General features: G+C 69.4%; 11 protein-coding genes. 8 read left to right on the top strand and 3 right to left on the bottom strand.

Translation table 11 applies throughout. The annotated features are described in order from the left end of the window. The first annotated feature begins 71 nt into the window (after nt 1–71). From xylB to Q9R33_RS18715, 8 genes are all read left to right on the top strand, one after another. Nucleotides 72–1,562, top strand: coding sequence for a xylulokinase (gene xylB / locus Q9R33_RS18680; RefSeq protein WP_311294690.1), 1,491 nt, complete (start codon nt 72–74; stop codon nt 1,560–1,562). Next, nucleotides 1,559–2,617: an aryldialkylphosphatase gene (locus Q9R33_RS18685; RefSeq protein WP_311294691.1), complete on the top strand. Its 1,059-nt coding sequence runs from the start codon at nt 1,559–1,561 to the stop codon at nt 2,615–2,617. The genes xylB and Q9R33_RS18685 overlap by 4 nt, the downstream gene beginning before the upstream one ends. Before the next feature lie 2 nt (nt 2,618–2,619). After that, the gene (locus Q9R33_RS18690) at nt 2,620–3,210 is read left to right on the top strand and encodes a hypothetical protein (RefSeq protein WP_311294692.1); all 591 of its coding nucleotides are present in this window, start codon (nt 2,620–2,622) and stop codon (nt 3,208–3,210) included. Continuing rightward, on the top strand, nt 3,207–4,154 hold the full coding sequence (locus Q9R33_RS18695; protein ID WP_311294693.1) for an aldo/keto reductase: 948 nt from the start codon (nt 3,207–3,209) through the stop codon (nt 4,152–4,154). Before Q9R33_RS18690 ends, Q9R33_RS18695 begins: the two co-directional genes overlap by 4 nt. Before the next feature lie 117 nt (nt 4,155–4,271). Continuing rightward, a complete protein-coding gene (locus Q9R33_RS18700; RefSeq protein ID WP_311294694.1) occupies nt 4,272–5,864 on the top strand; it encodes an ABC transporter substrate-binding protein in 1,593 nt (530 codons plus the stop codon). Nucleotides 5,865–5,949: 85 nt separating this feature from the next. Next, entirely contained in the window at nt 5,950–6,888 is a 939-nt protein-coding gene (locus Q9R33_RS18705) for an ABC transporter permease (protein ID WP_311294695.1), read from the top strand. Next, entirely contained in the window at nt 6,885–8,933 is a 2,049-nt protein-coding gene (locus Q9R33_RS18710) for a dipeptide/oligopeptide/nickel ABC transporter permease/ATP-binding protein (RefSeq protein ID WP_311294696.1), read from the top strand. Before Q9R33_RS18705 ends, Q9R33_RS18710 begins: the two co-directional genes overlap by 4 nt. After that, a complete protein-coding gene (locus Q9R33_RS18715; RefSeq protein WP_311294697.1) occupies nt 8,930–9,796 on the top strand; it encodes an ATP-binding cassette domain-containing protein in 867 nt (288 codons plus the stop codon). The genes Q9R33_RS18710 and Q9R33_RS18715 overlap by 4 nt, the downstream gene beginning before the upstream one ends. Before the next feature lie 58 nt (nt 9,797–9,854). Here the strand turns inward: Q9R33_RS18715 and Q9R33_RS18720 are convergent, their stop codons facing one another. From Q9R33_RS18720 to Q9R33_RS18730, 3 genes are all read right to left on the bottom strand, one after another. Further along, nucleotides 9,855–10,397 carry a carboxymuconolactone decarboxylase family protein gene (locus Q9R33_RS18720; RefSeq protein ID WP_311294698.1) on the bottom strand — a complete coding sequence of 181 codons (543 nt, stop codon included), beginning with the start codon at nt 10,395–10,397 and terminating at the stop codon, nt 9,855–9,857. A gap of 62 nt (nt 10,398–10,459) precedes the next feature. Beyond that, entirely contained in the window at nt 10,460–11,752 is a 1,293-nt protein-coding gene (locus Q9R33_RS18725) for a multidrug effflux MFS transporter (RefSeq protein WP_311294699.1), read from the bottom strand. Beyond that, entirely contained in the window at nt 11,749–13,281 is a 1,533-nt protein-coding gene (locus tag Q9R33_RS18730) for a carboxylesterase family protein (RefSeq protein ID WP_311294700.1), read from the bottom strand. Before Q9R33_RS18730 ends, Q9R33_RS18725 begins: the two co-directional genes overlap by 4 nt. Nucleotides 13,282–13,367: the final 86 nt, after the last annotated feature.

Genomic DNA, 13,367 nt, shown 5'->3' on the forward strand with positions numbered 1-13,367 from the left:
GCCCGCAGTAGGTCATTCGTGTAGTTTCGCTAACCAGCCATCCGAACCACATCAGCAAGGAGCCCGACGGCGTGATCCTTTCGCATGACCTCGGCACGACCGGCGACAAAGCCACGCTCGTCTCGGACGAGGGGCGCGTCATCGCCGCGGTCACGCAGCGCTACGACACCCAGTTCGGGCCGCAGGGCAAGGCCGAGCAGGATCCCGCAGACTGGTGGGATGCCTTCTGCGAGGCGACGCGCCGCCTGCTCGAGCAGACCGACACAGCTCCCGCATCGATCGACGTCGTGTCGTTCTCCGGGCAGATGATGGGCGTGGTGCCGCTGGACAGCGCGCGGGAGGTCGTCCGCCCGGCGATCATCTGGGCCGATACCCGGTCGACACGCCAAACTGCACGGCTCGTTGAGCGCGTGCCCATCGAGCGTGTGTACGAGATCACCGGTCACCGCCTCAATGCGACCTACTCACTGTCCAAGTTGCTATGGCTGCGCGACGAAGAGCCCGAATCCTTCCGGCGTACCGCCGTCAGTGTTCAGGCGAAGGACTTCCTCGTCCATCGGCTCACCGGGGTTCTCGCCACCGATCCGTCGGATGCGTCCGGCACCAATGCGTTCGACCAGCGAGCGGGTCGCTGGTCGGAGGAGATCATCGACGCTGCGGAGCTTGCTCACACCCTCTTCCCGCAGATCGTGCCTTCGTCGTCGGTGACCGGCCGGATCACCGCGCAGGCCGCACGGGAGAGCGGGCTGCTCGCAGGGACGGCGGTGGTGCAAGGCGGTGGAGACGGCCCCCTCGCCGCCCTCGGAGCGGGAGTGACGACACCCGACTCCGGTGGTTACGCCTACCTCGGGTCGTCGTCGTGGGTCTCGGTGAGCGCGGCCGCGCCGATGCACGATCCGGCCATGCGGTCGATGACGTTCAACCACGTCATCCCGGACCTGTTCGTCCCCACCGCGACGATGCAGGCCGGGGGCGCTTCGCTCCAATGGATCGTCGACGTCCTCGGTTCGGACCCGGCCGCGGACTACGAGACGCTCCTCGCTGCGGCGGCGGCCGGCTCCGGGGCATCCGATGGTCTCTTCTTCCTTCCGCATCTGCTCGGCGAGCGCTCGCCCTACTGGAACCCGCGCGCCCGCGCGGCCTTCCTCGGGCTTCAGCGCCACCACGGACGAGGCGCCCTCGTCCGCGCGGTGGTCGAGGGCGTCGCGTTCAATCTGCGATCAGGGCTCCGCGCCTTCTCGGAGAACGGGCGAGGGCTCGGCCGGATCGACGTGATCGGAGGCGCCGCCAAGTCCCCGTTCATCGTGCAGCTCCTCGCCGACGTGTGGGGCATCACGGTCAGCCGTCGGGACCTGGTCGATGAGGCGAACGCGCTCGGCGCCGCGATCGTCGGAGGCGTCGGCGTCGGCATCTTCGACGGATTCGAGGTCGCGTCGAAGTTCTCGCGACGCGAAGGGGACCACCTTCCCGATGCGCGCGGCCATGCCGATTACGAACGCGGCTACGCCCGGTTCACCGACGCCTACCGCCGCCTCGAGGGCTGGTTCGAGGATCTGCCGTGACAGACGGGCCGCGCATCCGAACGGTGCTGGGCGACATCTCTCCGGAGGTCGTCGGCGACACCGACTATCACGAGCACCTCTTCCAGGTGAGCCGGATGCTGCCGGGTGACGAGCTCGCCGATGTCGAGCGGTCGCGCGAAGAGGCGGCCAGGTTCCTGCGCGCCGGCGTGACGCTGATGGTCGAGGCGACCCCCGCCGGACTGGGCGCGCGCCCGGGGGATGTCGCCGAAATCAGCAGGTCGACCGGCCTCCACGTGGTGCACGTCACCGGTCTGCATCACGGCGGGCATTACCCCGACGACCACCCGCTTCGGCAGGAGTCCGAGGCTGCACTCGCGAAACGGTTCGTCGAGGACATCACCGTCGGCTTCCGCCGCGGCGAGAAGCCCGCGGTACGGGCAGGAATGCTCAAGGCCGGCATCCGCTATTGGTCCATCGGCTCCTTCGAGCGGCGGGCGCTGGCCGCGGTCGCGCACGCGCACCGCGAGACGCGGGCGCCGGTCATGATTCACCTCGACCACGGCTCCGCCGCCTTCGAGGTCCTCGAGGTCCTAGGCGACGCCGACGTCGAGCCGCGACACATCGTGCTCGCTCACATGGACCGCAACCTCGACCCGGGGCTGCACCGAGAGCTGATCGCGACCGGCGCACGGCTCGGGTACGACGGCTGGGCACGACACCGCGATGCCCCGGACTCCGCGATCATCGACTGCCTCGTCGCCGTCGCGGAGGCCGGGGGTAGTGGGGGAGTCGTTCTCGGTGGTGATGTCGCACGCGCTTCGCGGTACGTTGCGTATGGCGGGATGCCGGGGCTCGACTATGTACAGCGGCGCGTCGTCCCGCGGCTCCGCGAGCGGCTGGACTCCGATGCCCTTCGGCGTGTCCGTCGTGACAACCTTGTCGACCTGCTCGCCTTCGTCGATGAGGTTGCGATTCCGGCAGTTCCGGCATCCACGTCGACGCCGGGTATGCAAACTATCGTTGCGATTTCCGACAACGGTGTCAGTCGTTTTCTCCCTAGCATGAATCCATCGGCCATTCGGCCCGGAAGGTGACCATGCGACTCTCCCCGATCCCCTCGCTCGACGAGGGCCAGAAGGCCCTCCTCGCCACGCTCGTCGGCGCCGACGTGCCGCCGCCGCCGCCCTTCCTCATGTGGGCGCACAACCTCGATGTCGCCCACTGGGTTGAAGGCCTCGGGGACTACTGCCGCAACGCGTCGCGCCTCGATCCCCGCCTTCGCGTGCTCAGCATGCTGATCCCGGGCCGCCATTTCCGCTCGGGCTCGATGTGGAACGCGCACAGCGAAGAGGCTCTCCGCCTCGGCTTCACGCAGGACTCGCTCGATCGTCTCGCCCGGGGCGAGGACCCCAGGTTCGCCCATGAGGACGAACGCATCTTCCACGCCTTCGCCGTCCAGACTCTGGCCGGTCGCGGCGTCGACGACGACACCTATTCCGCGACCGTGACGCTCCTCGGGGAGGAGGGGCTGCTGGATGCGATCGGATGCCTCGGAAGCTTCAGCCTGAGCTGCATGGCGCTGAACGCCTTCCAGGTCGCCATCAACCCGCAGCTGGGCTGGCCGTTCGACGACGTCACCGATGACGAGCGGGCGACCATCTCGGGCGCGGCCGAGGTCGCGGCATGACACCGACGGCGCCCGTTCGCGGCGGGGTCCTCCTCGACCCCGCCGCGGACGGTCCGGCCCGCATCATTTTGGGCGGCGCGTTCGGTCGCGAGGAGGATGCCGCCTCGTTCGCGAAGCTCGACCGCTTCGTGGAGAGCGGCGGCCGGCTCGTCGAGACGGCATACAGCTACGCCCGCGGGCGGGGCAAGCAGGTGGTCGGCCAGTGGCTGCGCGCTCACGGTGCTCCGCTCGGAGTCGTGACCAAGGTCGGTCATGGCCTCGACGGCGCCGACATCCCCCTGGACAGGGCGACGGTGCTCGCACACGTGCGTGAGTCGATCGAGGTGCTCGGTGGCGAGCCGCTCGAGGTTCTCTTGTACCACTGCGACGATCCCGAGCGCCCCGTCGAAGAGCTCGCCGACACGCTCCGCGAGATCACGGCCGAGGGCCTCGCTCGCAACGTCGGCGTCTCGAACTGGCCGGCATCGCGTCTCGAGGCTCTCGCCATCGAGGTGGCGGAGGATCCCCCCCCGCTCGTCGCGAGCTACCACTGGAGCCTGGCCGCACCGCGGCCCGAGGTGCTCGCGCCCATGGGACTCGCCGCCGACGACGCGGTGCTGGGGGTGGTGCGCACGCGCGGGCTGCCCCTTCTCAGCTGGTCGGCGCAGGCGCAGGGGTTCTTCGCACGCACGTCGCCGGTCGAGGGTCGTGAGGATCCCTTCGATACGCCGGAGAACCGCGCGCGCCGTGACCGGTGCGCAGTCCTCGCTGCCGAGCTGGGCGAACCGCCCGCCTCCATCGCCCTGGCATGGACCCTGAATCACGCGGGGGTGTGGCCTACCATCGGGCCCAGCACCCTCGCGCACCTGGACGGCGCGATCTCGGCATCGCGCATCACGCTCTCCGCGAGTCAGCTCGAGTGGCTCACCTGGGGGGAGGAGGGTGTTGACACCGTTGTCGGATAGGCAACGATAGTTTGCACGCTCCCCTCCTGTGCAGGGCGGGAGCAGCCCTCACACTTTGAAACAGCAGAAGTTCCGGCATCGTTTGACAACGGTGTCGAACCCGACAAAGGAGTCCTCATGAGGTCTGCAATCTCTTCCCGTGGCCACGGCCGCGGCGGACGGCTGAAGCTCGCCGCCGCCGCTGCCGTCGTGGTCACTCTCGCTCTCGCCGGATGCTCCTCGTCCGGCTCTACGCCGGAGGCATCCGGCACCCCCGGGAAGGGCGGAACGCTCACGGTGGGCGAGCAGCAGGCGCCCCCCACGCTCGACCCGGGCACACTCGACTCGGCGTACATCGACTTCACGATGGTCGCCTACGACCCGCTGTTCTACCTCGCTCCCGACGGCAGCGTCGAACCCCGCCTCGCCGAGTCCTGGGAGTACGAAGGCGAGGGCAACACCGTCCTCGACGTCACGCTCCGTGACGGGGTGACGTTCTCCGATGGCGACGAGCTGACGGCGGACGCGGTGAAGGCTTCGCTGGAGTACGCCCGGGATTCCGAAGGAAACCACTCGGCGCTGCTCGCGGACCTGACGTTCGAGGCCGTCAGCGATCTCGAGCTCAAGATCACCAGCGCCGTCCCGAACCCGCTCATCCCGTGGCTGCTCACCCAGCAGTACCCGATCGGGCAGATCATCAGCCCGACGGGGCTCGAGGACCCCGAGTCGCTGTCGCTGGACAACACCTCGCACGGCGCCGGCGCATATATCTACGACCCCGACGACAGCGTGGTGGGCGACCACTACACATACACCGCGAACCCGGACTACTACGACAAGTCGCAGCAGTACTGGGACAAGGTGGTCTACAAGATCACGGCGGACGCGCAGGCCGCGCTGAACGCCGCGAAGACCGGCCAGATCGACGTGTACAAGGGCTCGCCCGACTCCGCCCAGCAGGCGCAGTCGGCGGGACTCCAGGTGATCGCGAACCCCGGCATCATGACGGGCCTGTTCCTCACGGACCGCGACGGCGAGGTCGTTCCGGCACTGGCAGACCCGAAGGTGCGCCAGGCGATCAACTATGCGATCGACCGTGACGCGATCACCAAGGCGATCCTCGGCGACATGGGCACGCCCACCTTCCAGACCGCCATCGAGGGTGCCGACGGATACTCCGAGGCGTTCGCCGACTACTACACCTACGACCCCGACAAGGCGAAGGAGCTGCTCGCCGAGGCGGGCTACCCCGATGGGTTCGAGATGAAGGTGCAGGCCGCGGTGTTCGTCGGATTCGACATCGTCGGCGAGGCGATCGCCGCGCAGCTGGCCGAGGTCGGCATCACGATGACGCAGGACGTCGCAACCGACATCACCGTGTACCAGGCCAACATCACCGGCGGGGAGTTCCCCGGGTTCGTCGGCGGCTACAAGGCGGCGCCGATGTACCAGCAGGGTAAGGACTTCTGGCTCCCGGGTTCGAACTTCTTCAACCCGTTCCACACCGAGTCGGCGGAGTTGACGGACCTGTGGAACCAGGCGGCCGGTGCCTCGGACGACGAGCGGGCAGACCTGGACGCACAGATGCAGGAGTACATCGTCGAGAACGCGTGGTTCGCGCCCGTGTTCTGGGCGCCGGTGATCTACTTCGCCGCCGAGGACATCGGGGGCGTGGAGACGAGTGCGGGGAACCCGTTCGCCTCGCCGATCGCCTGGTACCCGGCAGGCTGACACCCGTCCACGACCGACCCGCGGGGGCGGTGGCGCATCGCCCCCGCGGGTTAGTCTCTAGCAAAGCGAGAAGAGGCGGATCCTCATGCTTCGGATCCTCGGACGCTGGGCCGCAAGCGCACTGCCGGTGCTCCTGTTGGTGTCGGTGCTGACCTTCGTGCTCTCGAGCCTCATCCCGGGCAACGTCGCTCGCGTCATCCTCGGGGTCAATGCGACCCAGGAGCAGATCGACGCGCTCACCGAGGAGCTCGGCCTCAACCAGCCCGTGTTCGTCCGCTACTGGAACTGGCTCGTCGACGCGGTGCACGGCGATCTCGGCACCTCGGTCATCAACGGTCAACCCGTCAGCAGCTTGATCGCAGATCGCATCGGCCTGACGATCTCGCTCATCGTGGGCGCCGTCGTCCTGGCGGCCGTCGTCGGCGTGTTGCTCGGCGTCTTCAGCGCACTGCGCGGGGGGTGGGCCGGCAAGCTCGTCGACGTCATCGCCCTGCTGGGCCTCGCGATCCCCGGCTTCTGGTTCGGCTTGGTGCTGGTCGCCCTCTTCGCGGTGACGTGGCAGATCTTCCCGGCTACCGGATACACCCCTCCCACCGAATCGGTCACGGAGTGGCTGCGCTCGCTCGTACTGCCCTGGATCACGCTCGGCATCCCGGCCGCCGCCCCCGTCGCCAAGCAGACGCGCGACGGAATGCTCGCCTCACTCGGCAAGGACTATGTGCGGGTGCTGCGGGCGCGGGGCATCGCGGAGTCGTCCATCATCTTCAAGCACGTGCTGCGCAACGCGGCCTCGCCCGTCGTGACGGTGCTCGGCATCGTCGCGGTCGTGCTCCTCGGCGGCACCGTCCTGGTCGAGACGGTGTTCGTCATGCCCGGTCTGGGCGGCCTGTCCGTCATCGCGACGTCGACCCACGACATCCCGGTCATCCAGGGCCTCGCCGTCGTCTTCACCATCATCGTCATGATCGTGAGCCTCATCATCGAATTCGTCTACGCCTTCATCAACCCCAAGGTCCGCTCATGACCGGTACGATCCTCACGCCGCGCAAAGCCTCGCTCCCGCCCACGGGCACGCTGGTCGTCCGCAAGTCCGTCGAGAATCGCGGCGTTCTCGCCCGGTTCATCCGCAAGCCGTCCGCCGTCATCTCGGGGCTGTTCCTCCTGCTGGTGGTGGTCGCCTCGGTCTTCGCCTCCGTGCTCGCCCCGTACGGCCCGAACGAGCAGGATCTCAACCACGTCCTCGAGGGACCCAGCGCGACCCACTGGCTCGGGACGGGCGAACTCGGCAAGGACGTGCTCAGCCGCATGATGTACGGCGGCCAGATCACGCTCTCGGCCACCCTTATCGCCGTCTCGTGCTTCGTCCTCATCGGCGTGCCCGCCGGCATCATCGCCGGATACCGCGGCGGCGCCTTCGACCAGATCGTGCTCAAGACCGCGGACATCTCGTTCTCGGTGCCGAACACGATCGTGCTCCTGGTGATCCTCGCGATCTTCCCCGGCAACGAGCTGGTCGCGATGGCGGCGTGGGGCATCATCGCCGCCCCCGGGCTGGCCCGCGTCGTCCGGTCCGCCACGCTCGGCGTGCGCGAGGAACTGTATGTCAGGGCCGCCATCACATCGGGCCTGCGCGACCTGGTGATCATCGCGCGCCACATCCTCCCGCTGGTCGTGGGAACCGTCATCGTCCAGGCAAGCGTGTTCGCCGCCGGCGCCGTCCTCATGGAGACCGGGCTCGGCTTCCTCGGGCTGGGAACGCAGGAGGCGAGCTGGGGCAACCTCGTGGGCGAGGCATCCCGCAACATCGGCTCGAATCCGTGGCTGCTCATCCCCTCCGGCGCGCTCATCATCACGTTCGTCCTCGCGTTGAACCTCCTCGGCGACGGGCTGCGCGACGCGATCGCCGAGCGATACACGCAGGCGCACACCGGACGGCGCCGCAGCCCCAAGCCGACGGCCAGGTCTCGCCGGGTCGCCGCTGCCGCGACGGCGCCCGCACGACGAGCGGTGACGGATGCCGCCATCCCCGACGCTCTGCTCAGCGTGCGCGATCTCACGGTCGAGCTGCTGATCGACGGCGCGCCGACCGAGGTCGTGAGCGGCGTCGACTTCGATCTGCTGCCCGGCGAGGCCCTCGGCATCGTGGGCGAGAGCGGATGCGGCAAGACGATCACCGCCGTCTCGCTGCTCGGACTCCTCCCCGCCGGTGGCGCGATCGCCCGCGGCTCTGTGACGTTCCAGGGGCTCGACCTGACGACGGCCGCGCCGGCGAAGCTGCGGCGTGTGCGCGGAGGCCGCATCGGCTGGATCTCACAGGACCCGATCGCGAGCCTCGACCCGCTCTTCACCGCGGGGTCTCAGGTCGCCGAGGCTATCCGCGCGCACACGCGCTGCTCGCGCGCCGAAGCGAAGCGTCGGGTGCTCGACCTGTTCGCCAAGGTGCGCCTGCCCGACCCCGAGCGGGTCTACCGCAGCTATCCGCATCAGCTCTCCGGCGGGATGGCCCAGCGTGTCGGCATCGCCGCCGCGATCGCGAACGATCCCGTGCTCGTGATCGCCGACGAGCCGACGACCGCGCTCGACGTGACCGTGCAGGCGGACATCCTCGAGCTGCTGCGCGAGCTGCGCCAGGCCGGCACCGCCATCATCCTCATCACCCACGACTGGGGTGTTCTCGCCGACCTCTGCGAGCGCGCAGTCGTCATGTACGCGGGCCAGGTGGTCGAGCAGGCGAGAGTCGCCGACGTCGTCACCACACCCGCTCATCCCTACTCGACAGCGCTGCTCGAGTCCGACCCCCACCACGCGCTGCCGGGTCAGCCGCTGCCGGTGCTCGAGGGTTCGGTGCCGCAGCCCCGGGACTGGCCGGGAGGATGCCGCTTCCAGAACCGCTGTCCGCTGGTCGGGCCGGACTGCCTCACGAACACGATCCCCCTCGTCCCGGTCGTGGGCCGCGGGGACGAGCGCAGCGCTCGCTGCATCCACCTGGACGAGCAGGCGGCACAGTCCATGGTGCCCGCTGGCGTCGTTCAGGAAGCCGTCCGCATCAGCGAAGGAGTCGTCCGATGACCGGCAGCGGCGATTCAGCCCCCGATAGCATCCTCCGCATCGAGGATCTGGACGTCACCTATCGGCGCCGTGGCCGGAAGGGCGACGTGAACGCGGTCTGCGGCGTGAGTCTCGACGTGCGGCGTGGGCAGACGGTGGGACTGGTCGGCGAATCGGGCTCGGGGAAGTCGAGCATCGGTGCCGCGATCCTCGGGCTCACCCCTGTGGCCGGCGGCACGATCACCTTCGACGGCGTCGACATCACGCACGCCACGCGTGCCGAGCGGCGTCTTCTCGCGCGCCGCATGCAGGTGATCTTCCAGGACCCCTACGGATCGATGAATCCCGCTCGCACCGTCGGCGACACCGTTACCGAGGCGCTCAGGCACAACCTCGGACTCGGCAAGGCCGAGATCGCCGACCGGTTGCAGCGTGCCCTCCGTGACGTCAACCTCCCGTCGACGGCGGCCGAGCGATACCCGACCCAGTTCTCAGGCGGCCAGCGCCAGCGCATCGCGATCGCGCGCGCGCTGGTGATGGAGCCCGAGTTCATCGTGTGCGACGAGCCGACGAGTGCGCTCGACCTCTCCGTCCAGGCGCAGGTGCTCAACCTGCTCGCCGAGCTCAAACGCTCGCGCGGGCTGAGCTACCTGTTCATCTCGCACGACCTGCCGGTCGTCCGCTACCTCAGCGACGAGATCGTCGTGCTGCGCGGCGGCCAGGTGGTGGAGCGTGGACCCGCGGCGCAGATCGCAGAGAACCCGCAGGCCGACTACACGAAGGCGCTGCTCATGGCAGCGCCCGTACCGCACCCCGCAGAGCAGCGCCGGCGTCGCGAGGAGCGGCGCCGGTTCCTCGACGACGGCGAGGCGCTCGCCGGCTGACAGCTCGAGCGGCTCGTGTGTGGACACACGGGCCGCTCGACGCGCCGGACTCTCCGGCTCAGATCGCCGGCTGCTCGAACGGCCAGGCCGCCGCGTCGTCGAAGCCCATGCGGAAGGCGTTGAGGGCCCACGCCGACATCGCGAAGCTGCCGAGGCATCCGATCAGATCGACGATCCCGCGTGTGCCCAGCGCGTCGCGTGCCCGGTCGAACGTTTCGTCATCGACCCCGCGCGCGGCCAGCAGCCGGTCGGCGAGCCGATAAGTCGCCGACAACTCGGCGTCAGGCAAGGCGGGCTCGGTGCCAGACGCCAGCGCGTCCAGCGTCTCGCGTGGGAGGCCCGCGGCCAGCGCCTTGTCGGCATGAGCCTGCCAGGCGCCGGGCGAACGTAAACGCTCGGCGGCGAGCAGGATCACGAGTTCGCGGGCGGCGGGAGAGAGCGCGGACTCCTCTCGGCAGTACTTGCCGAGAGGCTCGACGTGCTCGGCGAGGTCGATGCTCTGCGCCCAGATGCGGAAGGGTGGCGGGACGAATCCGCCCGGCACCACCCGGGAGAGGAGAGCGGTGGCTCGATCGTCGAGATCTTCGGGCAAGTCGCGCATGGATGGGTCCTTTCGAGCGACGGGGCGGGGAAGCTCTCCGCGCACCGTGTGCGGGGGTGAGATCAGGGCCGATCGGGCGCCGGGTTCAGCGGCAGCGGGACCACGGGGTCGGCCGGCGCTGCCGACTCCTCGCTCGCCGAGACGCCGGACAGCTCATGAGCGCGGCGGCTCAGCGGGCGGACGAACACGAGGGCGACGAGCCAGGCGAGCACCATGAGGGCGGCGATGAGCGCCGCCATCGTCGCCGCGGAAGCGCCTCCGGCCAGTGCCAGGGGCGCGATCGCCGATCCGACGAGGAAGGGACCCGTGCCGATCACCGCGGACGCCGTCCCGGCGTCGCGCGCGTGCAGGCTCAGTCCGAGCGCCGTGGCGTTCGGGTTGAAGAACGCCCCCGACGCGACGGTGACGAACAGCCCGGCGAGCATCGGCCACAGCCCCGCCCCGACGAGCACAGCGGCGAGGCAGCACAGCGAGCCGAGTGCGGCAGCCGATGAGCCGCACAGCAGCAGGACGCGGGGGTGCACCCGCCGCACCAGTGCCGCATTGACGTAGCCGAGAGAGGCGACGCCGGCGGAGTTGGCGGCGAACACGAACGAGAACTGCTCGTCGGTGAGTCCGTAGGGTCCCTGCAGGACGAACGGGCTCGCAGAGATGTAGGTGAAGATCGCGGCGCCGCTGAGGGCGAGGCCGATCGTCGACGCGGTGAACAGCGGTTCGCGGAGGACCCGACCGAACCCCGCCGTCATCGCCCCGAGTCCGCCGCCGTGCCGGTCCTCACCCGGAAGCGACTCGCGCACGGCGAAAGCCGCCAGGACGGTGAGTGCGACGCCGATTCCGGCGAGCACGACGAAGACGCCTCGCCAATCCATGAGCTTCAGCAGCTGTCCGCCCAGGAGCGGAGCCGCCAGGGGGGCGATGCTGGAGACGACGATGAGCAGTGCGAGATGCCGGGCCACCTCGCGTCCGCGGTAGGAGTCGCGGACGACCGCACGGGCCAGCACGATGCCGGCGGCACCCGCGAAGCCCTGCAGCGCACGCAGGGCCACCAGCAGCGCCGCCGACGGTGCGAGGGCGCACAGGACGCTCAGCAGCGTGTAGGCGCCGAGCCCGATGAGGAGAGGGCGGCGTCGGCCGAATCGGTCGCTCAGCGGCCCGATCACGATCTGGCCGAGCGCGAGCCCGATGAGACAGGCCGACATCGTGAGCTGACCGACCGCGTCGCTCGCCCCCAGGTCGTCGGCGAGGGCCGGGAGCGCCGGCAGGTACATGTCGAGCGACAACGGGCCGAGCGCAGACATGGCGCCGAGCGCGAGGATCAGCCCTGCCCGAGGCGTGCGTGGCGACGCGCCGGTCATCGGGCGCGGGCGCGGCTCTGCAGGTAGCGGCGCTGGAAGTCGAAGCGCTCGGGCGGAGCGACCTCGAGCGGGCTGAACGAGTCTCCGATCTCGGTCGTCACGGGGCGGGCCGGGTCGACGGGAGCCCACTGCGGGAGCCCGGCGCCGTTCGGATCGCCGTTCGCCACGAAAGAGAACACGTGAGCCGACACGGTTCGTGCGATGTGCCGGTCGGTGTCGCTCCAGGGGCGGTCTGTGGCGTCGAGGCTGTCGAGGAAGTACCAGATCTCGGATCCGTGGAACGCTCCGCGCTCCTCGGCGTCAGGCCCCGGAGCGGCGTGGGTCCAGAAGTACGTGTACGCCGGGGACGTCGAGTGCTCCGCTCGCAGCGACGCCCACAGGAAGCTCGAGGTGCGCGACTGCTCACGGGCGGCGAGGTTCGACATCTCTCCCGCCTCGGCATCCGTGGCGGCAGGGTAGAGGGCGAAGAACTCGTCGGTGAGATCGCCGTACTTCTCGGCCGACTTGGCGCGGAAGGCTTCTAGCGTCACGCGAGGGCGCGGGGACGCGCCGTCTTCGTCGAGGTTCGTCCCGGTGATCACGGGCACGTCCTTCTGGAGTCCTTGTTCGAGGGTCTCCAGATACGTGCGGGGGAAGACGCGGCCATCGAGGATCGGCCGGAAGAGGGGCGGCGGGCGGTGCGGGTGACCGTGACTGTTCTCGTCGACGTCGTTGCCGACGAGGAGGGACTCTACATCGAGCGCACGCAGCTCGGCGAGCGAGGAGACCCCATGCTCGGCCATGTACTGCAGCCCCTCGGCCTCGGCGTCGGGCATCGTCCGATACGCGGCCGCGAGATACGCGAGCCCGGGGTCGCGCGGGTAGAGAGCTCCGCTCTCGGCGATCGCGCCCCGGAAGAGGCCATCGCCGAGGGGCGAGTAGACGAGATTCATCACGCATGCGGCGCCGGCCGACTGGCCGGCGATCGTCACCTTGGCGGGATCGCCCCCGAATGCGGCGATGTTGCGCTGCACCCACTGCAGCGCCGCGATCTGGTCGAGCAGACCGTAGTTGCCCGAGCCGCCGTGACCGGACTCCTCTGAGAGCTCGGGCGTCGCGAGGAACCCGAACACCCCGGACCGGTAGTTCAGCGTGACGACGACGGCGCCCTTCGCGGCGAATCGTGACCCGTCGTACACAGGGTCGCTTCCGGCGCCGAAGATGAACCGCCCTCCGTAGATCCACACGAGCACGGGCAGGCCGGCCTGGGGGGAGGCATCCGGTGTCCACACGTTGAGGAAGAGGCAGTCCTCGCTCATCGGCGGGTCGAAGTCGGGGTGGTGCTGGGGGCAGACGGCGCCGAAATCGAGGGCGTCACGGACGCCGTCCCAGGGCTCCGGGGGAGTCGGGGGGCGCCAGCGGGCGTCGCCTCCGGTGGGTGCGCCGTAAGGGATGCCCTTGAACGAGGAGACTGCACCCCGCGACTCGCCTGCGACGCGGCCGCTCTCGGTCGTCACGATCACGCGTGTGGCCACTGCCTCTGCGGACATCTGCGCTCCGTTCCTGTCGTCGCGCGCCGCGCGACGACAACGTTGTCAACTTTTCGAATCTCTCAGATCGCGGCTCCGCTCACAAC

This window comes from Microbacterium sp. PRC9 (assembly GCF_031844125.1).
In the GTDB taxonomy this organism is placed as follows: Bacteria; Actinomycetota; Actinomycetes; order Actinomycetales; family Microbacteriaceae; genus Microbacterium.

Bases quoted from the DNA above. Each gene is read 5' to 3' on its own strand.
- Q9R33_RS18690 (WP_311294692.1), top strand. From the start codon at position 2,620: ATGCGACTCTCCCCGATCCCCTCGCTCGACGAGGGCCAGAAGGCCCTC.
- Q9R33_RS18695 (WP_311294693.1), top strand. From the start codon at position 3,207: ATGACACCGACGGCGCCCGTTCGCGGCGGGGTCCTCCTCGACCCCGCC.
- Q9R33_RS18700 (WP_311294694.1), top strand. From the start codon at position 4,272: ATGAGGTCTGCAATCTCTTCCCGTGGCCACGGCCGCGGCGGACGGCTG.
- Q9R33_RS18705 (WP_311294695.1), top strand. From the start codon at position 5,950: ATGCTTCGGATCCTCGGACGCTGGGCCGCAAGCGCACTGCCGGTGCTC.
- Q9R33_RS18710 (WP_311294696.1), top strand. From the start codon at position 6,885: ATGACCGGTACGATCCTCACGCCGCGCAAAGCCTCGCTCCCGCCCACG.
- Q9R33_RS18715 (WP_311294697.1), top strand. From the start codon at position 8,930: ATGACCGGCAGCGGCGATTCAGCCCCCGATAGCATCCTCCGCATCGAG.
- Q9R33_RS18720 (WP_311294698.1), bottom strand. From the start codon at position 10,397: ATGCGCGACTTGCCCGAAGATCTCGACGATCGAGCCACCGCTCTCCTC.
- Q9R33_RS18725 (WP_311294699.1), bottom strand. From the start codon at position 11,752: ATGACCGGCGCGTCGCCACGCACGCCTCGGGCAGGGCTGATCCTCGCG.
- Q9R33_RS18730 (WP_311294700.1), bottom strand. From the start codon at position 13,281: ATGTCCGCAGAGGCAGTGGCCACACGCGTGATCGTGACGACCGAGAGC.